The sequence below is a fragment of the Marinagarivorans cellulosilyticus genome (assembly GCF_021655555.1).
Taxonomy (GTDB): Bacteria; Pseudomonadota; Gammaproteobacteria; order Pseudomonadales; family Cellvibrionaceae; genus Marinagarivorans; species Marinagarivorans cellulosilyticus.
On the sequence record NZ_AP023086.1, the window covers coordinates 1157336 to 1183391 of the forward strand.

At 47.6% G+C, this 26056-nt stretch carries 24 protein-coding genes; 17 read left to right on the plus strand and 7 right to left on the minus strand.

Annotated features, from left to right (window positions below):
• Window position 1: 1 nt before the first annotated feature.
• A complete protein-coding gene (locus MARGE09_RS04595; protein ID WP_236986178.1) occupies window positions 2–1276 on the plus strand; it encodes a YeaH/YhbH family protein in 1275 nt (424 codons plus the stop codon).
• Between the two features lie 3 nt (window positions 1277–1279).
• Complete coding sequence (locus MARGE09_RS04600; RefSeq protein WP_236986179.1) at window positions 1280–2803, plus strand: SpoVR family protein; 1524 nt, start codon at window positions 1280–1282, stop codon at window positions 2801–2803.
• Window positions 2804–3069: 266 nt separating this feature from the next.
• On the opposite strand, the gene MARGE09_RS04605 is transcribed toward MARGE09_RS04600, so the two are convergent.
• Window positions 3070–3390, minus strand: a complete 321-nt coding sequence (locus MARGE09_RS04605; protein ID WP_236986180.1) for a hypothetical protein — start codon at window positions 3388–3390, stop codon at window positions 3070–3072.
• Here MARGE09_RS04605 and MARGE09_RS04610 point away from each other — a divergent pair.
• The 13 genes from MARGE09_RS04610 (at window position 3385) to MARGE09_RS04665 (ending at window position 15827) form a co-directional block, all read left to right on the plus strand.
• Window positions 3385–5442, plus strand: coding sequence for a PAS domain-containing protein (locus MARGE09_RS04610; protein WP_236986181.1), 2058 nt, complete (start codon window positions 3385–3387; stop codon window positions 5440–5442). The genes MARGE09_RS04605 and MARGE09_RS04610 overlap by 6 nt on opposite strands.
• 58 nt (window positions 5443–5500) lie before the next feature.
• Window positions 5501–5998: a CinA family protein gene (locus tag MARGE09_RS04615; RefSeq protein ID WP_236986182.1), complete on the plus strand. Its 498-nt coding sequence runs from the start codon at window positions 5501–5503 to the stop codon at window positions 5996–5998.
• Window positions 5999–6173: 175 nt separating this feature from the next.
• Window positions 6174–7208: a recombinase RecA gene (recA, locus tag MARGE09_RS04620; protein ID WP_236986183.1), complete on the plus strand. Its 1035-nt coding sequence runs from the start codon at window positions 6174–6176 to the stop codon at window positions 7206–7208.
• A 71-nt stretch (window positions 7209–7279) separates the two neighbouring features.
• Window positions 7280–7780 carry a regulatory protein RecX gene (locus tag MARGE09_RS04625; RefSeq protein ID WP_236986184.1) on the plus strand — a complete coding sequence of 167 codons (501 nt, stop codon included), beginning with the start codon at window positions 7280–7282 and terminating at the stop codon, window positions 7778–7780.
• Window positions 7781–7857: 77 nt separating this feature from the next.
• A complete protein-coding gene (gene mobC / locus MARGE09_RS21800; RefSeq protein WP_476703469.1) occupies window positions 7858–8055 on the plus strand; it encodes a plasmid mobilization relaxosome protein MobC in 198 nt (65 codons plus the stop codon).
• Window positions 8045–8431, plus strand: coding sequence for a hypothetical protein (locus MARGE09_RS04630; RefSeq protein WP_236986185.1), 387 nt, complete (start codon window positions 8045–8047; stop codon window positions 8429–8431). Before mobC ends, MARGE09_RS04630 begins: the two co-directional genes overlap by 11 nt.
• Window positions 8432–8693: 262 nt before the next feature.
• Window positions 8694–9530, plus strand: a complete 837-nt coding sequence (locus MARGE09_RS04635) for a type IV toxin-antitoxin system AbiEi family antitoxin (protein WP_236986186.1) — start codon at window positions 8694–8696, stop codon at window positions 9528–9530.
• Window positions 9531–9532: 2 nt separating this feature from the next.
• Window positions 9533–10447 carry a nucleotidyl transferase AbiEii/AbiGii toxin family protein gene (locus tag MARGE09_RS04640; protein ID WP_236986187.1) on the plus strand — a complete coding sequence of 305 codons (915 nt, stop codon included), beginning with the start codon at window positions 9533–9535 and terminating at the stop codon, window positions 10445–10447.
• 163 nt (window positions 10448–10610) lie between these two features.
• The gene (locus tag MARGE09_RS04645; RefSeq protein WP_236986188.1) at window positions 10611–12194 is read left to right on the plus strand and encodes a peptide chain release factor 3; all 1584 of its coding nucleotides are present in this window, start codon (window positions 10611–10613) and stop codon (window positions 12192–12194) included.
• Window positions 12195–12197: 3 nt separating this feature from the next.
• On the plus strand, window positions 12198–12782 hold the full coding sequence (locus MARGE09_RS04650) for a lysophospholipid acyltransferase family protein (protein ID WP_236986189.1): 585 nt from the start codon (window positions 12198–12200) through the stop codon (window positions 12780–12782).
• Between the two features lie 46 nt (window positions 12783–12828).
• Window positions 12829–13911: an AI-2E family transporter gene (locus tag MARGE09_RS04655; protein ID WP_236986190.1), complete on the plus strand. Its 1083-nt coding sequence runs from the start codon at window positions 12829–12831 to the stop codon at window positions 13909–13911.
• A 75-nt stretch (window positions 13912–13986) separates the two neighbouring features.
• The gene (gene hisD, locus MARGE09_RS04660) at window positions 13987–15294 is read left to right on the plus strand and encodes a histidinol dehydrogenase (RefSeq protein WP_236986191.1); all 1308 of its coding nucleotides are present in this window, start codon (window positions 13987–13989) and stop codon (window positions 15292–15294) included.
• 8 nt (window positions 15295–15302) lie between these two features.
• Window positions 15303–15827 carry a DUF6942 family protein gene (locus MARGE09_RS04665; protein ID WP_236986192.1) on the plus strand — a complete coding sequence of 175 codons (525 nt, stop codon included), beginning with the start codon at window positions 15303–15305 and terminating at the stop codon, window positions 15825–15827.
• Here the strand turns inward: MARGE09_RS04665 and MARGE09_RS04670 are convergent.
• The 6 genes from MARGE09_RS04670 to nadB all read right to left on the minus strand — a co-directional run bounded on the left by MARGE09_RS04670 (window position 15796) and on the right by nadB (window position 24209).
• Entirely contained in the window at window positions 15796–17130 is a 1335-nt protein-coding gene (locus MARGE09_RS04670) for an MATE family efflux transporter (protein WP_236986193.1), read from the minus strand. The two genes, MARGE09_RS04665 and MARGE09_RS04670, sit on opposite strands and share 32 nt — an antisense overlap.
• A 102-nt stretch (window positions 17131–17232) precedes the next feature.
• The gene (locus MARGE09_RS04675; RefSeq protein WP_236986194.1) at window positions 17233–19317 is read right to left on the minus strand and encodes a DUF4097 family beta strand repeat-containing protein; all 2085 of its coding nucleotides are present in this window, start codon (window positions 19315–19317) and stop codon (window positions 17233–17235) included.
• Window positions 19318–19344: 27 nt separating this feature from the next.
• Window positions 19345–20088 (minus strand): PilW family protein, encoded by a 744-nt coding sequence (locus MARGE09_RS04680; RefSeq protein WP_236986195.1) that lies wholly within the window; start codon window positions 20086–20088, stop codon window positions 19345–19347.
• A gap of 431 nt (window positions 20089–20519) precedes the next feature.
• Entirely contained in the window at window positions 20520–21008 is a 489-nt protein-coding gene (locus tag MARGE09_RS04685; protein ID WP_236986196.1) for an RDD family protein, read from the minus strand.
• Window positions 21009–21081: 73 nt separating this feature from the next.
• On the minus strand, window positions 21082–22368 hold the full coding sequence (traF, locus tag MARGE09_RS04690) for a conjugal transfer protein TraF (protein ID WP_236986197.1): 1287 nt from the start codon (window positions 22366–22368) through the stop codon (window positions 21082–21084).
• A 197-nt stretch (window positions 22369–22565) separates the two neighbouring features.
• The gene (nadB, locus tag MARGE09_RS04695; RefSeq protein ID WP_236987449.1) at window positions 22566–24209 is read right to left on the minus strand and encodes an L-aspartate oxidase; all 1644 of its coding nucleotides are present in this window, start codon (window positions 24207–24209) and stop codon (window positions 22566–22568) included.
• Between the two features lie 320 nt (window positions 24210–24529).
• On the opposite strand from nadB, the gene rpoE reads away from it, so the two are divergent.
• Both rpoE and MARGE09_RS04705 read left to right on the plus strand, forming a co-directional pair.
• A complete protein-coding gene (gene rpoE / locus MARGE09_RS04700; protein ID WP_236986198.1) occupies window positions 24530–25132 on the plus strand; it encodes an RNA polymerase sigma factor RpoE in 603 nt (200 codons plus the stop codon).
• A 235-nt stretch (window positions 25133–25367) separates the two neighbouring features.
• Entirely contained in the window at window positions 25368–26054 is a 687-nt protein-coding gene (locus MARGE09_RS04705) for a sigma-E factor negative regulatory protein (RefSeq protein WP_236986199.1), read from the plus strand.
• Window positions 26055–26056 lie beyond the last annotated feature (2 nt).

A 26056-nucleotide genomic window follows, 5' to 3' on the forward strand; every position in this document is an offset into this window, starting at 1 on the left:
TATGAGCTATGTAGTCGACCGACGCCTAAATTCGAAAAACAAAAGTACTGTTAATCGCGAGCGCTTTTTGCGCCGTTATCGGGGCCATATCAAAAAGGCCGTATCCGATGCTATTGATAAACGCTCTATTACCGATTTGGATTCTGGCGAAAAAATATCTATACCCTCGAAAGATGTTAGCGAACCCACGTTTAGCCATGGCGATGGTGGACGTCGCGATCGCGTATTGCCAGGCAATGAAGAGTTTGTTAGTGGCGATAAAATTAAGCGCCCGCAAGGCGGAGGCTCTGGTGGCGGCAGTGGTAGTGGCGCGAGTGATTCCGGTGAGGGCGATGACGATTTTGTTTTTCAGATCACCCAAGAAGAATTTCTAAACTTTATGTTTGACGATTTGGCGCTACCAAATTTAGTTAAGCGCCAACTCGCCGGTGATGAGGAGTTTAAATACCACCGTGCCGGCATTAGTAATGAAGGTAACCCTGGGCAAGTTAATATTGTTCGAACACTTAAGTCTGCCAATGCTAGGCGCATAGCGTTAACCGGTAAAAAGCGCAAAAAATTGCGTGCGCTAGAGGCGCGGTTAGAAGAAATAACGCCACCAGCTAACGAACTGGACGAAGCTGAGGCCGATACTCTACGCGATGAAATTGAAGTGCTGCGCAAAAAAATTAAGGCGGTACCTTGGCTGGATGATTTTGATGTTAAGTACAACTTGCAGGTTAAGCACCCGGTGCCGCGTTCACGAGCTGTGATGTTTTGCATTATGGATGTTTCGGGCTCGATGGATCAAGCTACCAAAGATGTCGCTAAGCGTTTCTTTTTGCTTTTGTATCTTTTTTTACAGCGCAATTACGATAAAACCGAAGTTGTGTTTATTCGCCACCATACCAGCGCAAAAGAAGTGGATGAGCAAGAATTCTTTTACAGCCGTGAAACAGGCGGGACCATTGTTTCAAGCGCTTTGAAGATGATGGATGAAATTATCAAAGATCGCTATCCCGCGAGCGAGTGGAATATTTATGGCGCCCAAGCGTCTGACGGCGACAATTGGAATGATGATTCGACACACTGCCATAAATTACTTATCGATAACATAATGCCTGCTGTGCAGTATTTCTCCTATATTGAAATCACACCGCGGGATCATCAAGCGCTTTGGCATGCTTACGAAGAGGTACAAAAGGCATTTCCTGATGCTTTTGCTATGCGTCACCTAGTGACCGCAGCAGACATCTACCCGATATTCCGTGAGTTGTTCCAAAAGAAGGCGGCCTAAATTATGAGCAAGCCCATCTCTACTAGTTCGGAATGGACGTTTGATCTTATTCAGCGTTACGACAAAGAAATTAGCGTAATCGCAGAAGACTTCAAACTGGATACTTATCGCAACCAAATTGAAATTATCAGCTCAGAACAAATGATGGATGCTTATGCGTCTGTCGGCATGCCCATTGGCTATAACCACTGGTCTTATGGTAAACAGTTTTTGGGCGTGGAACAGGGCTACAAACGCGGTCAAATGGGGCTAGCCTACGAGATTGTGATTAACTCGGACCCTTGTATTTCTTATTTGATGGAAGAAAACACCATGATGATGCAGGCGCTGGTTATTGCGCACGCGTGTTATGGGCATAACTCATTTTTTAAAGGCAACTACCTTTTTCGAACTTGGACGGATGCTTCGGCCATTATCGATTATTTGGTTTTTGCTAAAAACTATATTGCTAAATGCGAAGAAAAATACGGCGTGGATGCCGTAGAGAATTTGCTGGATTCTTGCCACGCAATAATGAACTACGGAGTGGATCGTTATAAGCGGCCTTATCCACTTTCGCAGCATGAAGAGGAAGCTAGGCAAAAAGAACGCGAAGAATATTTGCAGCAGCAAGTGAACGACTTGTGGCGAACCATACCTATTGACGGTATCGATAAAAAAGAAGAGCAAAGTCGGCGAGTACCAGAAGAGCCGCAAGAAAACCTATTGTATTTTTTTGAAAAGCACGCGCCGTTACTCGAGCCTTGGCAGCGTGAAGTGGTGCGTATTGTACGCAAGTTAGCACAATACTTTTACCCGCAAAAGCAAACGCAAGTGATGAATGAAGGTTGGGCAACGTTTTGGCACCACAGCATAATGAACGAGATGTATGACCGCGGTTTAATTACTGAAGGTTTTATGCTGGAGTTTATGCAATCACACTCTGGGGTTATTTATCAGCCGTCTTTTAATAGCCGTTATTACAGCGGTATAAACCCTTATACCTTAGGGTTTAATATGATGCAGGATATTAAACGCATCTGCCAAAATCCAACGGATGAAGATAAACAATGGTTTCCTGAAATAGCCGGTAGCGATTGGTTAACAACTCTTGATTTTGCAATGCGTAACTTCAAAGACGAAAGCTTTATTCTGCAGTTTTTATCCCCCAAATTAATGCGCGATCTTAAGTTGTTTTGCATTTTAGATGATGATAAAAATCAGACTATTGATGTCGCGGCGATTCACGATGAAAGCGGGTATCGCATAGTGCGAGAAGCGTTATCGGCGCAATACAATTTAAGCAACCGAGAGCCTAATATTCAGGTTTACAGCGTTGCAGTTCGAGGTGATCGTTCTTTAACTTTGCACCATACTCGCCACAACCGCATGCCGTTAGAGTTAAAAGGAGCCGATGAGGTGCTGCGCCATATTCACCGCTTGTGGGGGTTTGATGTGCACTTGTATTCTGTTGATGATGGCGATGTGAAACAAGATTTTCACTGCCCAGAACCTATCGTCCAAGTACCAATGGCTCAAACATCATAGTGGTATTTGTGGTGCACGTCTGTGCGTGTCAATGTCATTAACTTAAGGCAAGTTAAGCGGTAGGCGGTGATTTTTCAGGACCCTCACGCGCCGGGAGCGCGTGCGGAGCGCCCATGGATTGGCTTGAGCGAGTCCAGAAAAATTGTCGGCTGCCGCTAAGTTAATGACATTGCTGTGCGTGTAGGTCTACAAATACGGAGTAGCGAATTAGTTATATGCAGCGGATAAATACATAGGCGCGGCCGATACGGCAGCGCCTTTTTGCGTTAGTGAGGTTGTGTATTTTTGTGGTGCGGAGCCGCAAAGTGAGGCGCGTAGCCGCTGGCATCCATGCCTTGCTGGGGGGCTGGATCGTAATCGCTTGTGGGAATATGGGTGTGTGACTCCTCGGGTAAGTAACTATCGCCCATTGTGGCAAAAATCAGTGTTAGTTCGTGCTCTACACTTTTCCCTATTTGTTTGCTTAGTTGCGCTATGCCCATGTGCCCTCCCGCAAAGAAAACGTCGTTTCCCTGTAGTATAGTCTTGCTGTGGTTTGCCATAAGCATCGATTCTTCTGGGTATAGGGTTTGATATAACCAATGCATATTTCCTCTTTTTTTAAGCCTTGGCGCTGGTTTCGTCAAAACCGCACCGAAACCGTTACCGATGATGAGCGTTTAGCGCGTCACCGACGCATATTTAAGGGCGCCAATGATTATGGTTATTTCGACTGGGACCTAAGCCGAGACTGCATTACGTGGAGTGGCGGCTATTGGGCATTTTTAGGCTATAGCGATAAAGACGTTAAGGAAATTAACGTGTCTCGTCGTTATTTTGAATACGTTCATCCTGATGATCTTCCCGGATTAATGATTACCATTCGCAAAACCTTGCGCGAAGGCGGGCCGACGCAGGTTGCTTATCGGGTGCGTAAAAAACACGGCGGTTGGGTGTGGACGGAAATGCACGCCGATACAACCCGCGACGAAACCGGTTGGGTGTATTACATCAGTGGCATTGCCCTGGATGTCACTAAGCGCAAACAGGCCGAGCAAGCGCTGCTATTAAGCGAGGCGCGGCATGCGCGCATTATTAAATCGTCTAATGATGGCTTCTGGGAGTGGAGCGCAGAGCAGAGCGGCTTCTCTTTTTCTAACCGTTGCTGGGAGTTGTTGGGGTATACCGAAAAAGACGATGTTGTGACGCAAGGGGTCGATCGCCTGCAAGCGTGGCGCAAGCGCATGCATCCAGAAGACGGCAAAATGTTTGATGCCGCCATAGATCGTCACATTAAAACTAAAGAACCCTTTGATGTGGAATACCGCATTCGCCACCGCGATGGCAGCTGGTGCTGGATTCGCGGGCGAGGACATATGGCCTTTGATGAAAAAGGCGCACCTATGCGTATGTCTGGCACCAACATGTCCATCACCAAGCTCAAAGAGGCAGAAGAGCACGTATTGGCCGCTAAAGAGCAAGCCGAGGCAGCTAACCGTGCGAAGTCTGATTTCTTGTCCAGTATGAGTCACGAGTTGAGAACCCCACTGAACGCCATCTTGGGGTTTTCTCATATTCTTGAAAGCGATTTAAAGCTTTCTAGCGAACAGCGCAATAACGTGGTTGAAATTGCTAAGGCGGGGCGCTATTTGCTGACCTTAATTGGTGATGTTTTGGATTTGGCCAAAATTGAAGCCGGCCGAATGGATATGAGCATGGAGCCCGTTGATCCTAGCCAGCTTTTATCCGAATGCTTAAGCTATGTGCAGCCGCGAGCGGATGAATCGTCTATTCAAATGAAGCTTGCCATGCAGGCGGTAACACATCAGCGGGTAAGCGCCGATAGAATTCGTCTCAAGCAAGTCTTTCTCAACCTGCTTAGTAATGCCGTTAAGTACAACAAGCCTTTTGGCAAAGTGAATGTGGAATGCGTATTTACCGATCAGGGGCGCATGCGGGTAGAAATCCATGATACCGGCCGGGGAATACCAAAAGATAAGCTCGATGAAGTTTTTCAGCCGTTTTGTCGCTTAGGCGCTGAGCAAACAGAAATTGAAGGCAGTGGCGTGGGGCTAGTCATTACGCGCCAGCTAGTGGTGCAAATGGGGGGCGATATAGGTTTTTATAACCGCGATGAAGGCGGTTGTTGTTTTTGGTTGGAGCTTCCCTTGATGAGTGAGCTTCCATCCGTTACCGAGCCTGTACCGACGCCTTCGGTAGAGTCTTTACAGCTGCTTGATTGTGGTAGCAAACAAGTGCTTTACATAGAGGACAACGAAGCTAACCAGCGCTTAATTGAAAAGCTATTTGAGCGCTATCAAGGTATTAGTGTTGAAATAGCCTGCGATGCTTTTAAAGGCGTTTTCGCCGCTAGAGTAAGCCAGCCAGACCTTATCATTATGGATATAAATTTGCCGGGTATGAATGGTTATGAAGCCATTGAGATTCTACGCGCCGACACCTTGACGCGTAACATTCCAATTATTGCGCTATCGGCTAACGCGATGAGCCATGACCGCACTAAAGGCTTGGAAGCCGGCTTTGACGAGTACCTGACAAAACCGCTGGATGTGGGGCAGCTAATGGCTGCGCTTAATCGCTTGTGGCGAAAACCATCGGCGCAGCAGCGTATAGCTGTAGCGGAAGAGGTCACTGCGTGATGCGTTTTATCCAGTAAAAATGATTGGCGTATTTGGTCAAATATTAAGGTCGTAAGCGTTGCTAATTAACTCAAAAATACAACAAGCCGCACAAACGCTGGGTGTACTCTTACAGCAGCGTGGGGCAACTGTGGCTATAGCCGAATCTTGTACTGGCGGTGCTATCGCGGCGGCAATTACTGCGGTTTCTGGTAGCTCTGCTTGGTTAGAGCTTGGGCTTGTAACTTACAGTAATCGCTTCAAAGAGCAGCTATTGAATGTACCTACAGCGCTTATTGCGCAGCATGGTGTTGTAAGTGAGCCTGTAGTAGCACAGATGCTATTGGGTGTATGCGCTTTATCGTCAGCCGATTATGGTATTACCGTGTCGGGTATAGCAGGGCCTGGTGGGGCTACTGCTCAAAAGCCGGTGGGCACCGTGTGTTTTTCGTGGGGCACGCCAAGCGATGCCATTCAAGCAACCCAGTGTTTTCAGGGTGACAGAGATAGCGTTCGGGAGCAGGCTGTACTATTTGCTTTGGCGGGTTTGTCGCAGCATTTGAAAAGTACTGGTTAAATATACAATTCATGGTTGCTTAACCAGTGTTTCTGTCTTATCCTTCAAACATTCCAGTGAAGACTATAGAATAGCCAGTCTGATCACGGGCCTGCTGTAGGCGGGCTAGTTAGTAATTGATTTCTTATCACACCGTATTTACGCAATAAGCGTATTTATCCATAAGGGGACCTTAATGGACGCAAATAAAGAAAAGGCGTTAGCCGCAGCTCTCACTCAAATTGATCGCCAGTTTGGTAAAGGCACTGTTATGCGCATGGGTGATAAAGAGCGCGTAGCCATCCCCAGTATTTCCACGGGCTCTTTAGGTTTAGATGTTGCTTTAGGTATTGGTGGCTTGCCTAAAGGGCGAATTGTTGAAATTTACGGCCCTGAATCTTCTGGTAAAACAACACTAACGTTACAAGTTATTGCCGAAGCACAGAAAAAAGGCGGTACTTGCGCCTTTATTGATGCTGAGCACGCACTGGACCCCATTTATGCTGAAAAGCTTGGCGTGAATGTTGACGACCTAATTGTGTCGCAACCCGATACCGGCGAGCAAGCGTTGGAGGTTGCCGATATGCTTGTACGCTCTGGCGCGGTAGATGTGCTAGTGGTGGACTCTGTTGCGGCGCTAACGCCAAAGGCAGAAATCGAAGGCGAAATGGGCGATCACCACGTGGGTTTGCAGGCGCGCTTGATGTCGCAAGCACTGCGAAAAATAACTGGTAACATTAAAAACGCCAATTGCCTTGCCATCTTTATTAACCAAATTCGTATGAAGATTGGCGTAATGTTTGGCAACCCAGAAACCACTACCGGCGGTAATGCCCTTAAGTTCTATTCTTCTGTGCGCTTGGATATTCGTCGTATTGGTGCCGTAAAAGAGGGCGATGAAGTCGTCGGCTCGGAAACACGCGTTAAAGTGGTTAAAAATAAGGTTGCGCCGCCCTTTAAGCAAACCGAATTTCAAATTCTTTATGGTCAGGGCATTAACCGCTTAGGGGAAGTGATCGATTACGGTGTAAAGCTGGGCTTGGTGGATAAAGCGGGTGCTTGGTATAGCTGTGAAGGTGAAAAAATTGGCCAGGGTAAGCAAAACTCTATTCAATACCTACGGGAGCACCCAGAGCTTGCCGAGCGCCTAGAAAATACAATTAAAGAAAAACTGCTAGGTGAAGTACTTAAAGCGCCAGCAGCCGAAGCTGATGAAAAAGAAGATGCTTAACTTTAGGGTTAAGTAACAAAAAGCGCTGCGGTATTACTGCAGCGCTTTTTTATTGCCTAAAAAAAGTAATTATGAACGACCCAAAAGCGACGCAGCCCGAAAACTTTCGCGATTTATACAATAAAGCGATAGAGCTGTTGGCGCGGCGTGAGCATAGCCAAGCGGAGCTGCGCGAAAAATTAAAGCGTAAATTTGAATGTACTGATGCCGATATCGCACAGGTTTTGGCGCGTTTGGTTGAGCTTGGGTATCAGTGCGATCAGCGATTTGCTGTGGCCTTTACCCGCGAAAGGTTATACCGCGGGCTGGGGGAACGGCGCATTATTCAAGAGCTAAAATTTAAAGGTATAAATGCTTCCATTGGCGAGGCCATTCTAGCTGAACAAGCACAAGGCGATTTTGCCGCGGAAATTCTTATCGAGCGAACATGGCGAAAAAAATTTAAAGCCATACCACAAGATCAAAAAGAAAGAGCCAAGCAATACCGCTTTTTGCAATATCGCGGTTTTGGCGGCGATGATATAAGCCGCTTATTTGAGCGGCTTAAATGTATGCCGGATGATGACTGGTGATTGTAAGTCCGTCATTCTAGGCACTCCTCCACGCAGATTTCGCCGTCCACAACTCGAACCGTGTCGAGTTAGCACGTCTGCTAGGTGCGCTTGGTAGCGTCGGCAACAATCTCAACCAGCTCACACGCACACTGCACACAGAGGGATCAATTGAAATTCCAGAGCTCAAAGAAGCTCTGATTGATCTCGCTGAGGTGCGTGCGGGTGTCATGCTCGTTCTGGGATACCGAGACAAAGAGCCTGACACGCCAGAGGTACAAAGACATGATCATTAAAGCTTCCCAGCGTGGTGGTTATCGTAATTTGGCAAATCACCTAACAAACGCGCAGGATAATGATCACGTGACTTTGTACGAAACGCGCGGGATGATTGGAAACTCACTACACGCGGCTTTGGCTGAAATCGATGCGGTGTCCCAAGGGACCCGATGTCGCCAGCCGATGTTTTCTGTTTCCTTTAACCCGCCAGAATACGCTGATGTAACACATGAGCAGTTTGAGCAAGCTTTTGAGAAGCTTGAGGCTAAACTAGGCTTGGTGGACCTTGCCCTTTGGGGCAAGGGTAACGCTTGCGCGCTTTTGGGGCTTAAGAGGCCTATCGGCCTGTACCGCTCATGCTTCGCTTGTCTTGTATATGTGATCCAAGCTTAAGCCCCAAAAGTTTGAATAAGGCTGGTTTTCGGTACTTTCAGTACCTAAAAACACTTTTTATTAAACCTGTTCGGTTTGTTTTTAGTTGTTAATACGGCGCTTAACGCCGGATAAAATAACATTAGTAAACTTATCTGAACCATGTTAGTTTAGATTCATTGATGTTTACGGCGCTTAACGCCGCAAATAGATTAAATAATAAACTATTTAGATGTTTTAGTGGGCTTGATAGCCAAAAATTATAGAAAGGTCAGTGCGCTTAGTGAATAGCACAACTTTACAGGACGATGGTGTAAAAGGCGCATATAAGCAGTCGCTTAAAGCGCTTTTGCCTTATGGCATGTTAGCCACTAAAAAGTGGCTGGTAGAGCAGGGCTTGAGCGCTCATGCTATAGATAATGCCGTAAAAACAGAAACCTTGTTGTTACTCGCAACCGGTGTATATAGCCAGTATTCTCGCTCTGTGAGCTGGGAAGGCGTAGTTGCTTCTATGCAGCGTATGGAGAAAGACGAGGGGGCTAGTGTGCCGCCTGTAGTCGTCGGTGGTTTATCGGCGCTTTCTTTATCTGGTCTATCGCAATATCTGTCATTAGGCAATAAAACGCATATTCATCTCTATGCGGCTGGTAAATTGCCGACATGGATGGTGCGCTTGTCGTTACCTTTTGAGTTTGAAGGGCACAGTACAAGCAGGTTATGGCCTGAAAGTTTGTTATCAGACAAAGCTTTTATCAAAGAGCACAAGTGGGAGGCGGAGTTACCGTCTGTATATTTCTCATGCCCTGAGAAAGCGATATTAGAGTTATTGATGGATTTACCAGAGAGCGTGACCTTTGAGCATGCTGACGAGCTTATGCAAGGGCTCGTGAATTTATCGCCCAGAAAGCTCGATACGCTTTTGAAAGCTTGTAAGAGCGTAAAGGCTAAGCGCTTGTTTTTCTGGTTGGCTAAACGTCAATCCTATCCTTGGTTTAGCAAGCTAAACGTTAAGGATTATGATTTAGGCTCAGGTAAGCGTGTCGTCGCCAAAAGCGGAAAGCTGGATACAGATTATTTAATCACTGTGCCGTCACATATGGCTATGGAAAGCGAAGGCTAGTAATGGATAGAAACAGTATTTATTACAAGCAAGTGCAGTTATTGATGCAGGTTTTACCTTTTGTCGCCAAGCAAGAATGTTTCGCACTTAAAGGCGGTACGGCAATTAATCTGTTTGTTAGAGAGTTTCCGCGCTTGTCAGTGGATATTGATCTGGTCTATCTGCCGATGAAAGGCCGTGATGAAGCATTACAGGATATTAGTGAAGCGCTAGATGCCATTAGTGCAGATTTGAAAGCCGCATTTAAAGATGTAGAGCTTACAGAAGCTTATAAGTCAAAGCGCGATGCGCTGAGACTGATTGTTGGCCGAAATGGTGTGCAGATAAAAGTAGAACTCTCACCCGTGCTACGTGGCACAGTTTACGAGCCGCAAATGATGGAAGTATGCGCCGCTGTAGAAGATGAGTTTGGTTATGCTGAAGTGCCTGTAGTGGCATTAGCTGATCTTTATGCGGGCAAGATTTGCGCGGCATTAGACAGGCAACATCCAAGAGATTTATTTGATGTGAAGTGGCTCTTGGAAAATGAAGGTCTGAATGACGAGATACGAAAAGCGCTCATTATCTATCTCGCTAGTCACAATCGCCCAATGGCCGAATTGCTCAGGCCGCAATTTAAAGATATATCAGCCGTCTATGCAGGTGAATTTTCAAATATGGCCGAAACGGACGTACCGCTTGAAGAGCTGGTAGCCGTTCGAGAGCGTTTGGTGGAGCTTATTCATCAAGGGCTAACAGATAGTGAAAAAGCGTTTTTACTATCGTTTAAAAACCGTGAGCCGGATTGGGGATTACTTAATCTAGACGATGTAAGTGATCTTCCGGCCATTAAATGGAAACAGATTAATCTGGCCAAAATGCCAGAAGATAAACATAAGCTAGCGCTAGAAAAGCTAAAAGAAGTTCTGGGTGTTTGATTTATAACGCTTAGTCATTTTGCTAGACTAGCGCTCAAATTTTTCAATGCTTTGACGGGAGGTTTTGCTGGCTTTAGGCCGTGGCAGACAACTTGGAAATCAAGGCTTAGAGTTAACTTTATTTATTTGTACAAATACTTGTACAAAATGGGAATTTAGATACATGGCTGAAGCCAATTTTATCAATGAAATCAATAAGAGAAGAACGTTTGCTATCATCTCGCATCCGGATGCCGGTAAAACTACGATTACCGAAAAACTCTTGCTTTGGGGGCAGGCGATCCAAATCGCCGGTTCAGTTAAGGGCAAAAAAGGCCCTCATGCCAAGTCTGATTGGATGAGTATGGAGCAAGAGCGGGGTATTTCGGTGACCTCCTCGGTTATGCAGTTTCCGTACAAGGGCCGCGTTGTTAACTTGCTGGATACCCCCGGTCACGAAGATTTCTCTGAAGATACCTACCGTACCTTAACGGCTGTGGATTCCGTATTGATGGTGATTGATGGCGCCAAAGGTGTGGAAGATCGGACCATCAAGTTAATGGAGGTATGTCGTCTGCGCGATACACCTATTTTATCCTTTATTAACAAAATGGACCGCGATATTCGCGATCCAATCGAGGTGCTTGACGAGATTGAAAGCGTTCTCAAGATTTCCTGCGCGCCGATTAACTGGCCGTTAGGCATGGGGAAAGAATTTAAAGGTGTCTATAACTTGGTCACCGATACCATCCATGTTTTTACTCAAGGTCAGGGACATATGATTCCCGATGACATCCAAATTAAAGGTTTAGATAGCGCAGAAGCTGCAGAGCTGATGGGCCCCTACATTGATGATGTTCGTGAAGAGATAGAGCTAGTTCGCGGTGCCACGCCAGAGTTCGATATGGAGGCGTACTTACAAGGTAAGCAAACCCCGGTATTTTTTGGTACAGCACTAGGAAATTTTGGCGTACGCGAAATGCTCGATGGCTTTGTTGAGTGCGCACCTAAGCCTTTAGCGCGCCCAGCTGCACCGCGAGAAGTCGCACCCGAAGAAGAAAAGTTCAGCGGCTTTGTATTTAAAATTCAAGCCAATATGGACCCTAAACACCGCGACCGTATTGCGTTTATGCGCGTGTGTTCGGGTAATTACCATCAAGGCATGAAAATGCGCCACGTGCGTTTAGGTAAGGACATCCGCATTAGCGATGCCGTTACTTTTTTAGCAGGCGATCGCAGTGCGGTAGAGGTGGCCCGTGCGGGTGATATTATTGGCTTGCACAATCACGGTACCATTCAAATCGGTGATACCTTCACCGAAGGGGAAGACTTAAAGTTTACGGGTATTCCACACTTTGCCCCAGAGTTGTTTCGCCGTATTCGTTTGAAAGATCCACTTAAAACCAAGGCCTTGCAAAAAGGCCTTCAGCAGCTATCTGAAGAGGGCAGTACGCAGGTATTCTTCCCCAAAAATAACAACGATATAGTTGTTGGCGCAGTGGGTGTGCTGCAGTTTGAAGTGGTTGCCTATCGCCTAAAAGACGAATACAAAGTGGAAGCAATTTACGAACCTGTTAATGTGGCCACAGCGCGCTGGGTCGATTGTGAAGACCCTAAAAAGTTTGATGAATTTAAGCGCAAATGCGCTGACAATCTCAGTATCGATGGCGGCGGGCATTTAACCTATTTGGCCCCTACGCGTGTTAATTTGTCGTTAGCGCAAGAGCGTTACCCAGAAGTACGTTTTAGAGCAACACGAGAGCACTAAATTGTGAGCACACAATTACCACCGCAAGCACCGCGCAAAGGAAATGCCATTACGCGGTGGATAGGACGCCGTTTATTAGCGCTGCTTGGGTGGCGTGCCGACGGTGAGCTTCCCAATACCCCTAAATTGATTGTCGCTGCTGCCCCGCATACTTCTAATTGGGATTTTATTCTCGCCATGTTAGTGGTATTAAGTTTGGGGCTTAGGGCGTCGTACTTAATGAAAAAAGAAGCCTTTTTTTGGCCCTTTGCCGGATTGTTTAAGTGGTTGGGTGGTGTGCCGGTAGAGCGTAGGCAATCTGGTGGTATGGTGGGTTCATTAACGCAGTGGTTTAACTCGCAAGAAAAGGCTTGGTTACTTATTACCCCTGAGGGTACGCGGACTAAAGTTGAAAAGTACAAAACCGGCTTTTTGCGCGTTGCAGAATCGGCCAATGTGCCGGTGATACTGGTAGCCTGGGATTACCCGACCAAGCGCGTTGTTCTCGAAAAAGTGTGGACGCTAACTGGCGATCACGATAAAGATTGCGCGGCGATTCGCCAGTATTTAACTAATAGGTACCAAGCGCGTCAGCCGCAATGGCAATAGCGCCGGCCCTATTTATTGATTAACTTACGCTACAAGGATTAATGTGATGTCTTCATCGCCAGTGGTACGTTTTTTATTTGGTGCGGCGTGTTTCGTTATTGTTGTGGCGGGTATGCGCACGGCTGAATCGTTGCTTGTTCCATTTTTATTATCGCTATTTATTTCTGTTTTGTGCTCGCCAGCTTTGGTGTGGCTAAAAGATCGCGGTGTGCCCAATGGCATCGCCATTTTTATGATTATTGGCGTGGTTGTGGTGGCGAGTTTAGGTGTGGGCACGGTTGTCGGTTCAGCCATTGGAAACTTCCGCCAAGATTTACCCGAGTACCAGTTGCGGTTAACAGAATTAACCGCTGGGCTATTTATAAAGCTGCAAAGTTTGGGGCTGAATATTGAAGTCTCGCAGCTAAAAGATAGCTTTAACCCATCGGCCGTTTTAGGCTTTGCGGGCAGCGCACTAGCCAACCTTGGCAATATGATGACCAATGCCTTTTTAATATTGTTAACCGTGGTTTTTATCTTGGCAGAAGAGGTTGGCTTTAGCGATAAAATCAAATTGGCTAGCGCTAATTATCAAAAAACGCTCGAAGCCCTTAATCGCTTTAAAATTGTTGTAAATCGCTATATGGCGATTAAGTCGGGTTTAAGTTTAGTTACTGGCCTGTTTATTATGATTTGGTTGTGGGCGCTCGGTGTTGACTACTTTGTGCTTTGGGGCTTGCTGGCTTTTTTGTTAAATTTTATTCCCACGTTAGGCTCTATTTTAGCTGCAGTGCCGGCTGTATTATTGGCGTTGGTGCAGCTGGGTGTGGGTGATGCCGTTTTAGCGGGCATGGGTTTTTTGGTGGTTAATGTTGTGATTGGCAATGTATTGGAGCCACGGATTATGGGGAAAGGCTTAGACTTATCGGCCTTGGTGGTATTTTTGTCGTTAGTTTTTTGGGGCTGGGTATTAGGCTCTATCGGCATGTTGCTTTCTATTCCTTTGACCATGACAGTAAAAATCGCACTGGAAAGCTTTGATGAAACGCGCTGGGTTGGCATCATGTTAGGTTCTGGCACGGTGGCAGCTAAGGCTGTGCGCAGCGAATTTGCTTTGCCCAGCGCAACGAGTGATGCCGAGCCAAAGTAATGCGCGGTTTTGTTCGTGGCGCCGTGAGAGCTGTTACAATTTCATACTTATTTTATTGGTTTACTAGAGGTCACTATGTCTAGCGGGATTATCAAACGCCTTACATCATCCGATGCCACATTTGATGCGCAATTAAGCGCGTTGTTGGCGTGGGAGGAGGGCACGCATGAACAGGTAGAATCTGTTGTGAAAGGCGTGTTAGCCGACGTGCGCAAGCGTGGCGATGAGGCCGTTTTAGAATATACCCATAAGTTCGATAAACTAGCTGCCGGCAGCATGAGCCAGCTAGTCTACGGCCAAGAGCGCCTGCAGCAGGCGTTAGCCAATATCAGCGAACAAGACCGCACCGCCTTACAGGCCGCGGCCGATCGCATTGCGAGTTACCACAAACATCAATTGCAAGAAAGCTGGCGCTATACCGATGAAATGGGTAATCAACTCGGGCAGAAAGTTACCCCAATGGATCGTGTTGGTGTTTATGCCCCCGGTGGCAAAGCGGCTTACCCGTCTTCTGTCTTGATGGCTGCAGTAACGGCTAAAGTCGCTGGCGTGCCCGATGTTGCCTTGGTTACACCGACTCCTGCAGGGCAGGTTAACGAATTGGTTCTGGCCGCCGCAGCGATTGCAGGGGTAGACAGCATGTATACCATAGGTGGTGCACAGGCGGTCGCAGCATTGGCGTACGGTACGCAAACTATTCCCAAGGTTGATAAAATCGTTGGCCCTGGCAATGTTTATGTTGCGGAAGCCAAGCGTGCGGTATTTGGTACTGTGGATATTGACATGATTGCTGGGCCAAGCGAAATTCTCATTATTTCTGATGGCACCGCCGATCCCGATTGGTTGGCAATGGATTTGTTCAGCCAAGCCGAGCACGATGAAGATGCGCAGGCTATTTTGATTTCGCCTGATCAAGCGCATTTGGATGCGGTGCAAGCGAGCATCGAAAAATTATTGCCCACTTTAGCGCGCAACGAAATAGCGACTATTTCGCTGCAAAAACGGGGCGCTTTAATTGCGGTTGGTAGTTTAAGTGAAGCGGTTGAAGTGAGTAATCGCATTGCGCCAGAGCATTTGGAGCTGGCCGTTGCCGACCCAGAAGCGCTAGTTGATGATATTCGCCATGCTGGCGCTATATTTATGGGCGTGAGTACATCCGAAGCGCTGGGCGATTATTGTGCTGGCCCCAACCACGTATTGCCAACATCCGGCACCGCGCGTTTTTCATCGCCGTTGGGTGTGTACGACTTCCAAAAGCGTAGTTCGATTATTTATTGCTCTAAAAATGGTGCTAGCCAACTAGGTAAGGTGGCTAGCCACCTTGCTCGCGCGGAGTCATTGGAGGCGCACGCGCGTTCTGCGGAATATCGAATAATCGATTAATACGCTTGATGAAAAAATCGACGGTTGTTGGTTTAGGGGCATCAAAGGCTCGCTTGGCAATTTATATTGCTAACAGGCCATTAAATGCTCCTTATCCTTCTTTAAATACTTTGCAACCCTTGGTAGCCGGCGAGTTACAAAATATTGTGGCCAACAATAGTAACCATTGGCGCAAAGCGTTTAATGTTTTTGCGAAAATTCTGTGGCAGTTAAAATGGCCAGAGCTTACTGTGAATACTGCTAGCTGTTGGCAAGATTATCGCGATAACCATCTGCTAAAGGCGCATTCGCGCGAAGCCTTACTGTTCAGCCCTCCAGATATTCAAGCCTCACATATTAAAATAGTTACAGGTAAAACCTACGCGGCGGCTATAGCCCTGCCGCCCTTAACGTGGCTAGATGCTCATTTCGCTGTAAATACCCAGCACAAGCTTATCGTGTGCCCCTACCTTGATTATCGTCAGTTATCCAATGCGCGTATTGTTACGCTGGGTTTGTTAATTAGCGAGCATTTACAGGAAAGTGCTGTTTAATCAGCTGTGGTAAATAAGTGCCTAAAAATAGGCTGCGCAAAACAACAAATACCACAAATATCAGCCAAAGGCCTTTCATGCCTATTCCTGGCAGTAACCCAAGCCATAAACAAAAAGTTATGCTGGTAGATAATATAGAGGCATTTCTGAGCGCTGCACTTGCGCCAGCGCCGATAAAAATGCCATCCAATTGAAATGCTCCGCAAGACACCGCGATATAAACTGCAGCAAAAGGCAGGTATGCAAGCGCTACTGTTTGGATGTGGGGTAAATCTGTTAGTGCGGCAATAAGGCTTTGGCCAAACATGATTAATAACGTACCTAGGGCGATGGCTGTTATGCACGCTAAAACACTAGTTCGTTGAACAATATGGCTAAACACTTTTTTGTTTTTTTGGCCAATGGCTTTTCCTACATACGCTTCGGTAACGTTCGCGAAACCGTCTAAAAAGAAGGCCGAGAATGAAATAATTTGTAGCAGTATATGGTTAGCTGCGAGTTGCGAAGAACCATAATGACCACTGAAATGGGTGAACCCAATAAAGCCTGCTAATAAAAATAATGTACGCAACCAAATGTCGCGGTTACTTTTTAGCAGTGAAAATATAGCGGTTTTATACCATAAGTTTTTGGTGGTCTTTGCTTGGAATATAATTGCTTGGCCTTTGGCGAGCCAGCATAAACTTAAAATAGCAGTGCTATATTCTGCGATAACAGTTCCTATAGCGATACCTTCAATTCCCATGTCAAAAAAACGTACTAGTAGTATATCGAGTAGGGCATTGGTGCTATTTAAGAAAACCTGCAATATCAAAAGTATGCGGTTGCGCGCTAAGCCAATTAAATAGCCCGCCACAACGTAATTGATTAGGCTCGCCGGTGCCGCCCAAAGGCGAATATTAATGTAGTTAAATGCCGCATTGTGGGTGTCAAATGGTGGGGCTAAAATGCTGAGTGCCGTTTGCGTAATAAGCGTTTTACACAGTAATAATAGCGCGGCAAAACTTAGTGCGATTACGGTAGCTCGGATCAGCGTTTGCGCTTTGGCTATATCATCTTGGCGACCTTCGGCTTGCGCAATAAAGCCTGTAGTGCTCATCCGTAAAAAACCAAAATTCCAAAAAATAACATTTAATGCCAAGCTGCCAATGGCTAAAGCCGCTAAATCTGTGGTGCCACCCCAGTGACCAATGATGGCGGTATCAATAAGCCCCAATAGCGGGAGGGCGGTATTGGCGAGCATTATGGGCCAAGCTTTTTGTATCAGTTGGCGATAGGTTAATAATGAGGAATTTTTTTGCACAGAAAAATTTATCGGCAGAGAAAGCTTGGAGAATAGCAATACTTGCCGGCAGGTGCACTCTTTTCGATACGCCCTTCAACGATTTACGTTAAGGGCGATTTTTTATAAGTAACGTGCCCAAATGATTTTGGAAAACCCCTTGCCTTGTGAATCGTCATCGGGATCTACGGGTTCCATTGGTGGTACTGTACTGGGGTCGTACCCCTCTGGAAGGTTTTCTAGGTCGATGGTTGTTGACCCGCCCAATGTGTTGTTGTCTAATCCCGGCTTTTTGCCACTTTCTGATGCGGCAGTGATGTACCCCCTAACGGTTGTGCTGCCGTGGGTAATGAGGTTTTCTCCCGCTAATAGGGTACCGTTAATTTCATTGCTCGACCCTAGGTTAATAATTCCGCCGGCATAGGTTGATTCTCCGGGAGGCGTACCGCCGGAGGCTAGGGCAATGTTCCCGATGGGATTGTAATGCATTGCTGAGCCGCTAATATTGCAAAGATTAACCGGGTATAGTTCGTCGAAATCGCCGGTGGTATTTTTATTCTCTGGGTAGTCTAATTCACAAGTGCTGGCAAAACTGGCGAAATTAGATGCAGAGGTTTTCATCCCACCTGCAGTGTCGATATTGCCGGTCGCTAGAAATGTATTGTAATAAAATCCGTTATCTAAAGTTAAGTTTCCGTCGAGCCAGATAATACCGGGGGCGAAACTTTTACCGTTAAATGTCCAGCGGTCTTCAGTGGAGTCATAGCTTAGGCATGCATCACTTACTGAAAAACCATAACACAATGTTCTTGTTTCTTGAGGGGTTGCCGGAGTAACGCAGGTGCCCGCATTGTTGATTTCTTTGCATAGGTAGTTTTTAAAATGGCGACCATTTTGCGGATAGTCGGCCAAGTAATAATTGCCATTTTCTAGGCCATTAATATTTCGAACTAGCACGCGCATATTATTGCCTTCTGGGGTGAAAACGTAATTAGCATAATCTTTTAACGGCCAAACATTGACAGTCGGGCTAGGCATGGAAAAGGGCGTGAGCGGCGTCATTAATTTGATCGTTACCGGGGTGTTATCGACAATGTCGTAATCTATAGGATTGTTTGCATTGGGGTTATCGATGGGGCAGTTAATGGCGATTCCTTGGGCCCGTATGCTGTCAAAGTTCTTCCAGTAACTTCCTGGACAAGCGACATTACCTTGCGCCTTAATGGCGGGTATCGTCATCGATCCGCCAGCGATGTCTACGTTTCCGACCGCAGAGGCTTGCGTCATAGAGCCGCCAGTTGCAGGGATTAAAATATCTTTGCCTGCTGTCGCTGCACCTTGAGTGGCGGTGCTGTCGTTAAGAATAATACCCAGTGCATCGATAGACGTTCTAGCTTGTCCACTCAGTTGCAAAAGGACGTTGCTATTTGTTTCTATAATATCTGCCGCGGCTTGACTGGTTAAGTTTACGTTGCCTAATGCAGAGGCTTTTAAGGTGCTGGCCGAACCACTTAAGTTTATATCGCCATTGGAAAAAAGCTCGTCGATAAACGTTCCGGAACTAAGGGTAATATTCCCGGTCGAGTTCAGATAATTAATATGGTTTAGGCTAATGTTAGTAGCACTAATGCTACCGTCTACGTTAAAAGTAGCGGTTTTCCCCGACGGTGCTTTAACACCAAGATTACCCTCTAGTTCGAGGTCATCACGAAAGTCCAGTGTTGCCTCAAGGGTGGTGCAATCTAGGCAGTTTTTCCCTCCGGGTGGAGCGATATAATAAACAACTTCTACGGTAGAGCTGGCGTCGGCAACGTGATCAAAGGCCGTAATTCTGACCGGTATTCGGTAGTACTCAAATAGGCCGTCCGGGACAACAGTCGAAGCCTCTAGAATATCCGCCTTTATTACGGCGTTGGCATCCTTAATGGTTGAAACACTAATAGGGATTTTATTAGCGCTAGGGGCGAGTGCTTTCACCTCGTCTTCAGAGAGGTTTTCAAGGTAAGAGCGAAAAACCTCGACGCCAGTCCATGCCAGTGGCTGGACATGCGCGGTAGCATTTGCCGCGATGTGTTTTTGTTGAGTGCTCTTAACGTTGTGTACGATGCTCATCGACAAAGCCATCAGAGAAATACCCACGACGAGAATAATGAGAATCGTCGCCATGCCGTTTTGTTTGTGCTGCAGTGGTTGAGAAATATTCATCATGGTCTGCGTCTTTGGTGTTGGTTTATATCAACTGGGGTGAGTGCTCACAACGCACAGGCTGTAATTTGTTGCGGTAATATCTGTGGTGCTGTTATGCAGGTCGGCACTGCCGACGGCAGCCATTGTGGCGATCAAGTGTTTAGAAGTAGCTCCAACGCCGAAAGGTGAGCATTCGCCTATGCCTACACTAAAAGTGAATAGCTGTTCGGTTATGGCCTGCTGGCGAACAATCTTTGTGAGTGTGCTTAGCGGTTTCCATTCAACGGCACTTAACTCCGTTGTCGCATCACAGAATTTATCACCCTCAAAAAGCGTGAGTGACCGAGAGCGATCATCAATGACGGTTTCGCGAATAGCGCGGCATTGATACTGACTATCTTCATAATAGCGCCAGCGTATTTCGGAGCCGTCGTCGCTGGCGTTCAAATGCAAACCATCGGCGTTCTCTATTCCGTACCCCGCGCTTTGCAATTCGAGCTGAGCCGTGATCAATGCCGTCGCTACTTGCCCGTCGTGGGATGCGTCCTCTGCCGCATCAATGGATACGTGAACTAGATTTTTATAGAGCGTGAGTATTGCCAAGACACTAATAATTGAAATTAACATGCCGATCATAAGCCCTATAAGCGTTGCGCCGGACTGTGTGGCCATCGTCGGGGACACACCTTGCCATGAGCTGAAACTTCCTTTTGGAGTGGTGTGCAAGCGTTCAGCTTTTCGCTTTGAATTAGCATCGGGTTGCGCTTGCTCTTCGGTTTGGAGGTGTTTCATTGTCGCTATTGCTTGCCTTTATTTTGTTGTGAACTTTAACTGTGTGCTCGCGACAGTTGTTGTGCTTGCTGGGTCTTTGGACTCGAGCACTACTCGTGCAGGGGATTAGGATAAAAAGCACAGCCCAAGTAAATTGGCTTACCTTTAAAACTAAGCGCTGATGAGGTTTTTGCAAAGGTAAATGGGCTTCAGGGCTGGCCGTTGGTCAGCCGAGCAGAAATATCTCGCAGGTGACCTTGTTACTAGCACCGCCTGTCAGTATTTGGCAGAGCAAGGGGGGAGTGGTATCGCGCCTAAGGTTGAAGTGGCCAAGTGGTTGCAACACTAATCGCTGCTCAGAATTTAGCCCTAGCGGCAATAGCTTGCAAGGCTCTGTAGAGAGAAATGCCGGCGCGCTATGCAAAAGTGCAGTCGAGCATAGCTGCACATGCTCAGGTTTTTGAGGGCTTGCTTGGCTTGGGCAAGACGACTACAGCAGTGCGCGTCAATTTGTCGTGCAGGCACTGCCCGTCATTGTTAAAAAAGCGGTACCAGTAACCGATGCCGGCTAAAGCAAAGCTGAGTATTCCCCACGCTGCTCGCTGGCAGCAGCGCACAAATGTTGGGTGTTGGTTGGGGTTGTTTATATCTACTAGGCTTAAGCGCCATGCGCGCATACCTACGGTTTGCCCAGAGCGGTACCAAAAGCCGATGTAAAAGCTGGCAAGGCTTATAATCCAGCCCAATAAAACAAGCTCACCAGCGCCGCCGGTCTTAAACATGGGTTGGTAGTCGGGGCCGGCAGCGCTGGCATTTCCGGCAAAGGCTCCTAAACCTGTTACTAGGCCGCCATAGGCCATGCTAATAGCGAGTAGTATTAGGCTGTCGTAACCAAGTGCGGCAAAGCGCCGCCAAAGGGGGGCGGTAGTAACAGGGGTCATTTGGTGTCTCAAGTTAAATGCGGGGCGCTATTTTAGCAGCCCAAACGCAAGCTTGGGCTGGCTTTGGGGGTGTTTAGAAGGCAAAACCCAATTGTAGGCCGCCTCCTTGCTCCTCGGCACTGCGCAGGTAGCTAGCATTAAGGTATACCGGGCCCCAGTGGGCACCAACGCCAATGCTGGTCGCTGCAGGCAGTTGGTTATCTGTATCGTAACGATAACCTGCACGTAAGGCGTAGCGTTGAAAGATCCGGTATTCACCGCCTAAAGATAAAAACTGGCCGGCTTGTTCGTTAGCTGTAGGTACATTGACCTGCATGTCGTAGTCCATGCCTATTTCCCACTTTGGGGTTAGGTAGGCTAAGCCCATGCGATGTTTGGTATTGAGTTCGATAATAGCGCCGGTACTGCTGGTAAATGAGCGTGAAAATAAGTCTTTACCGACGTAAGCGAGGCGCACGCCGGAATCAAATTCGATGGCAACGCCAATATCGGCGTTAAACATGAGGTGGGGCTTAGAGCTGTTTTCGACTTCTAGGCTGTCTTTAGAAACCTCTCGCGACTCATCAAATACACGCACTTGCATGGCTTTAGGGGTTACCCCAACAGCGACGCGCATGCGATCAAAGTCGTATCCTAGTGCTCCGGCCACGGCAGCTTCGTTAATGATTAACCCGCGTAAGTCGGCGCTGGACTCGATTTGATCGTAAGGGTCGTTCAGTGGCGGTGGTGCGAAGTCGACATAATCTTCATCGGCATTGAATAGTTCAGGGTGAACGTCACGCCAGTAACCACCGTTGGCGACATTGTCGAGTGCTTCGACGTAGTCATCGAATAGCTCAATGTCTTCATCTGGTACATAACTGCGGCCTCCGCCTTCTATACGTGAGCCCAGATAAAAGCCGCCACCGCCTTTTTTTGAGGGCTCAGAAACTGCAATCAGGGGGATAAACGCGCTGAAGCTAAAATCTTTGTTTGCGATGCTCGTTAGGCCGTTTTCTAAATTCTGAGCGGCAATGCTGGCAGCAGCGGCATTGTCCTGCTGAGGGTTGTTGTTGTAATTGTCTAAGGCTGAGTCAAAAGCGATATCGAGTTCGTCTTCTATGAGTTGGAGGCTGTCGATCGCAACTTGCGAAACGTTTGCTACGGCATAGGGAAGGTAGTAATGGCCATTGCGGCTTTTGTCTTCATCTTGGTCGAATAAGCCCAACAATGCAGGGTTATGGCCGGCCGCCATGCCGACACTGCCGATGGCAACGGCTGTTCCTGCCATAGCTTGGCTGCGTGGGTCGTAGGTGCCAAAACTGCCGGCGATTGCCGAAGAGCTAATAAAACTGAGTAATAAGGGTAAAGCTAATTTCACGTCGGGTTGCCTTATTTTTATGAGTCTCAAGCGTGCGAGCGCCTGCCCTAATTGTAAGGCACGATTCACGCTTAAGCGACGTACTAAGTGTGACCAGAGTTAGGTAATGGCGTTAAAACGACAGTTACCTCGTCGCACACCCATTATTTTGCGCAACCGCGCCTAAGCTTGGCGCGGCTTTATTAAATGCTGTTTTATCAAATAAAGATGGTTTGGTCGGCAAAGTTTGCTGGTACTAAAAGGGTATCTTTGGCGATATCGCTTTGTTCTGGGTGATCCAGCGAGTAGTGCAGGCCGCGGCTTTCTTTGCGTAGCATGGCGGAGCGAATAATTAGCTCGGCTACCATTGCTAGGTTGCGCAGTTCGATTAAGTCGCTGCTAATTTTATAGTTGGCGTAGTACTCGTGGATTTCTGATTGCAGCAATTGAATGCGTCGCAATGCGCGCTCCAAGCGTTTGTGGGTGCGAACGATACCGACGTAATCCCACATAAAGCGGCGAATTTCATCCCAGTTGTGGTAGATCACCACGTCCTCATCGGAATTGGTTACTTGTGACTCGTCCCAGGGTTTGCAGGGGGCGGGTTCCGGTGTGCTGGCAAGCTTGGCAATAATGTCTTCTGCGGCCGACTGTGCGTAGACAATGCATTCTAATAGCGAATTGCTGGCCATTCGGTTGGCACCATGAAGGCCGGTAAAAGAGGTTTCTCCAATGGCATAAAGGTGGCTAAGGTCCGTTTGGCCGCGGGTGTTTACCACAATGCCGCCGCAGGTATAGTGGGCTGCGGGCACAACCGGAATGGCCTCTTTTGTTATATCAATGCCGAATTTTCTGCACTGCTCCATCACCGTGGGGAAGTGGCTTTCTAAAAAAGCTGGGTCACGATGGCTGATGTCTAAATACATGCAGGGCGCGCCAAGACGCTTCATTTCGTGGTCGATAGCTCTGGCGACAACATCGCGTGGCGCAAGCTCGGCTTGCGGGTGAAAGTCGGGCATAAAGCGCTCGCCATTTGGGCGTTTGAGTACGGCGCCTTCACCGCGTAAGGCTTCCGTCATTAAAAACGATTTAGCTTTGGGGTGGTATAAGCATGTTGGGTGGAATTGGTTAAATTCCATATTGCCAATGCGGCATCCCGCCCGCCATGCCATGGCGATGCCATCGCCACTTGCGCTGTCTGGGTTAGAGCTATACAGGTACACCTTACTGGCGCCACCGCAGGCTAGCACTACAGCTTTAGCGGTGTAGCATTCCATGGTGTCTTCGCTGCGGTTGAGTACATAAGCACCTACGCAGCGTAGTTTTTTAGTGATTGGGTCGGGTTGTTTAATTAGATCTAGGGCAACGCGGTTTTCTTGCAGTTGGATATTGGCGTGGGTTAGTGCGTTATTGATCAGGCCGGAGTGTACGGCTTTGCCCGTAGCGTCGGCGCTATGGATAATACGTCGGTGGCTGTGGCCTCCTTCGCGGGTAAGGTGAAAATCGCCTTCCGCCGAGCGGGTAAAATCTACGCCAAGATCGACTAGCCATTTGATGGCGTTTTTACTGCGGGCGACGGTAAATTCGACTGCATCTTGGTGGCATAGACCGGCGCCGGCAGCCAGCGTATCTTTGACGTGCGACTCGGTAGAGTCGTGGTCGTCTAGCACAGCGGCAATGCCGCCTTGCGCATACCAAGTAGAGCCTTCTGTTAGTGCCCCTTTGCTTAGAACCGTAACCTTTGCGTACTTAGCTAAATGTAGCGCAAGGCTTAGCCCTGCTGCGCCGCTGCCAATCACGAGGACATCGCAATGGTGTAACGCTTTATCAGTATTATTTAATGAGGGTTTAGATGCGCTTATGGGCTTGGTCACGAAAGGGTTTGCCTTAACTATTCAACGATTGTTTAATGAGCTGGCTCATCAGGACTGGCCATTATTAATGCCAGAGGCTGAACTTTGCAACACTCCCAAAGTCTTTAGTGGATACAAACAATTCTGCAATGCGTTGGAACTGGCTTGTTTTGCCATAGATAACACATAGGTGATGTGTAGGGCAGGGCAATTCGGTGCCGCACCCAAGTTTGGGGCAATTGTAGAGCGATAATAATATGCCTTGATTAGCAGGGCAGCTCAATTGCGGTGGTTAGACTAATAAAATGAGTATTAATAGGGAGTCGGCTATGACCGAGCCTTCCGTGCCAGCCACCAATGATCAGCCGTCGGCGGATGATCTACTTGTGGCGCGCGTTCAGCAGGGTGATAAGCATGCCTTTGATTTACTGGTACTAAAATATCAGTATAAAGTCCAAGCAATTATTAGCCGTTTTATCAAAGACTCTGCAGAGGTCCATGACGTTGCGCAAGAAACTTTTATTAAAGCTTATCGCGCGCTAGCCAACTTTAGAGGCGATAGCCAGTTTTATACTTGGTTGTATCGCATTGCGGTGAATACCAGTAAAAACCATTTGGTCTCTCGTAGCCGGCGCCCGCCAGCTTCGGATGTAGATGCTGAAGAGGCTGACTTTTACGCCGGTGCCGAGGCACTGCGCGATAACGAAACTCCGGAAAGCCGCATGGCAACCGATCAGCTCGAAGCAGCTATTTACGAGGCGCTTGAACGGCTACCCGACGATTTACGCATGGCCATTACTCTTCGTGAAATGGATGGCATGAGCTATGAAGAAATAGCCGAGGCGATGTCGTGCCCAATAGGTACCGTACGCTCTCGCATTTTTAGGGCACGTGAAGCGATTGACAAGCACATTGGCCCGCTAATTCGCTAGCTGTTAACAGTGTTGTGTTTTGCTATTAATTTAGTGTGATTTTGGGCTGAACTTTACTTAATACGAGAGTCTCAAGCCTTAACAGATTGATTGTTTTTTGTTCTTTAGAGTTAAGCCTTGTGCATGCGTGTGGCAGGGTGTTTGAAAGCGCGAGGTATGCCGTTTTGGCAAATGCTTTTGCGTTTTTGTAACGGTATCTTTTGTTTAACGGTTTATAGAGTGAGTCTCGGCAACTATGACATCAACACATACAACATCACCTTCAGAGCAAACGCTCGAAAGCTTATCCGCGCTAGTCGATGGCGAGGCAAGCGAGTTTGAAGGTCGCCGCTTACTGGGCATGGTCAGTGATCCAGAGCTGAGCGAGAAGTGGCAACGTTACCATTTAACCGGTGCGCTTATGCGTAAAGAGCTTAGCTCCCCATCGCTTAGTGATCTAAGCGGGCGTATTAGCGCTGCTATTCACGCTGAGGCTGATCATGAAAACACTGGGTCAGCTGTTGCTAAGGGCGAGCCGGCCAAGCCGGTGAAAAGTCAGTGGCGAGATTGGATGGCTAAATCGGCTATTGCGGCTTCGGTTGCATTTGCGGTGGTTGCGGGTGTTCAATTTTCGCAAAACGGCTCCTTATTAGGGGGTGCCGATGACACCTCCTTGGTGGCTGCGCAAGACCCTGTGGTTTCTGCCCCAGTCGGTTTTGATTTGCCATCGCCTGTTGCTCGCAATGTGAGTTTGGGCACCTTAGCTGAGCCGCAGCGTAAGATTCAGGCGGCTGTTCCTACTAAACAACAGTTTTTGAGTAATGCAGAAGTCGATGCCGAATTGCAGCAGTTATTTTTAGAGCATGCGGAGCTAAGCGCGGAAAATGGTAAATTTGGCTTGATGCCAATGGCGCGGGCGGCAAAAATGGCGCCCGCCGAGTAAGT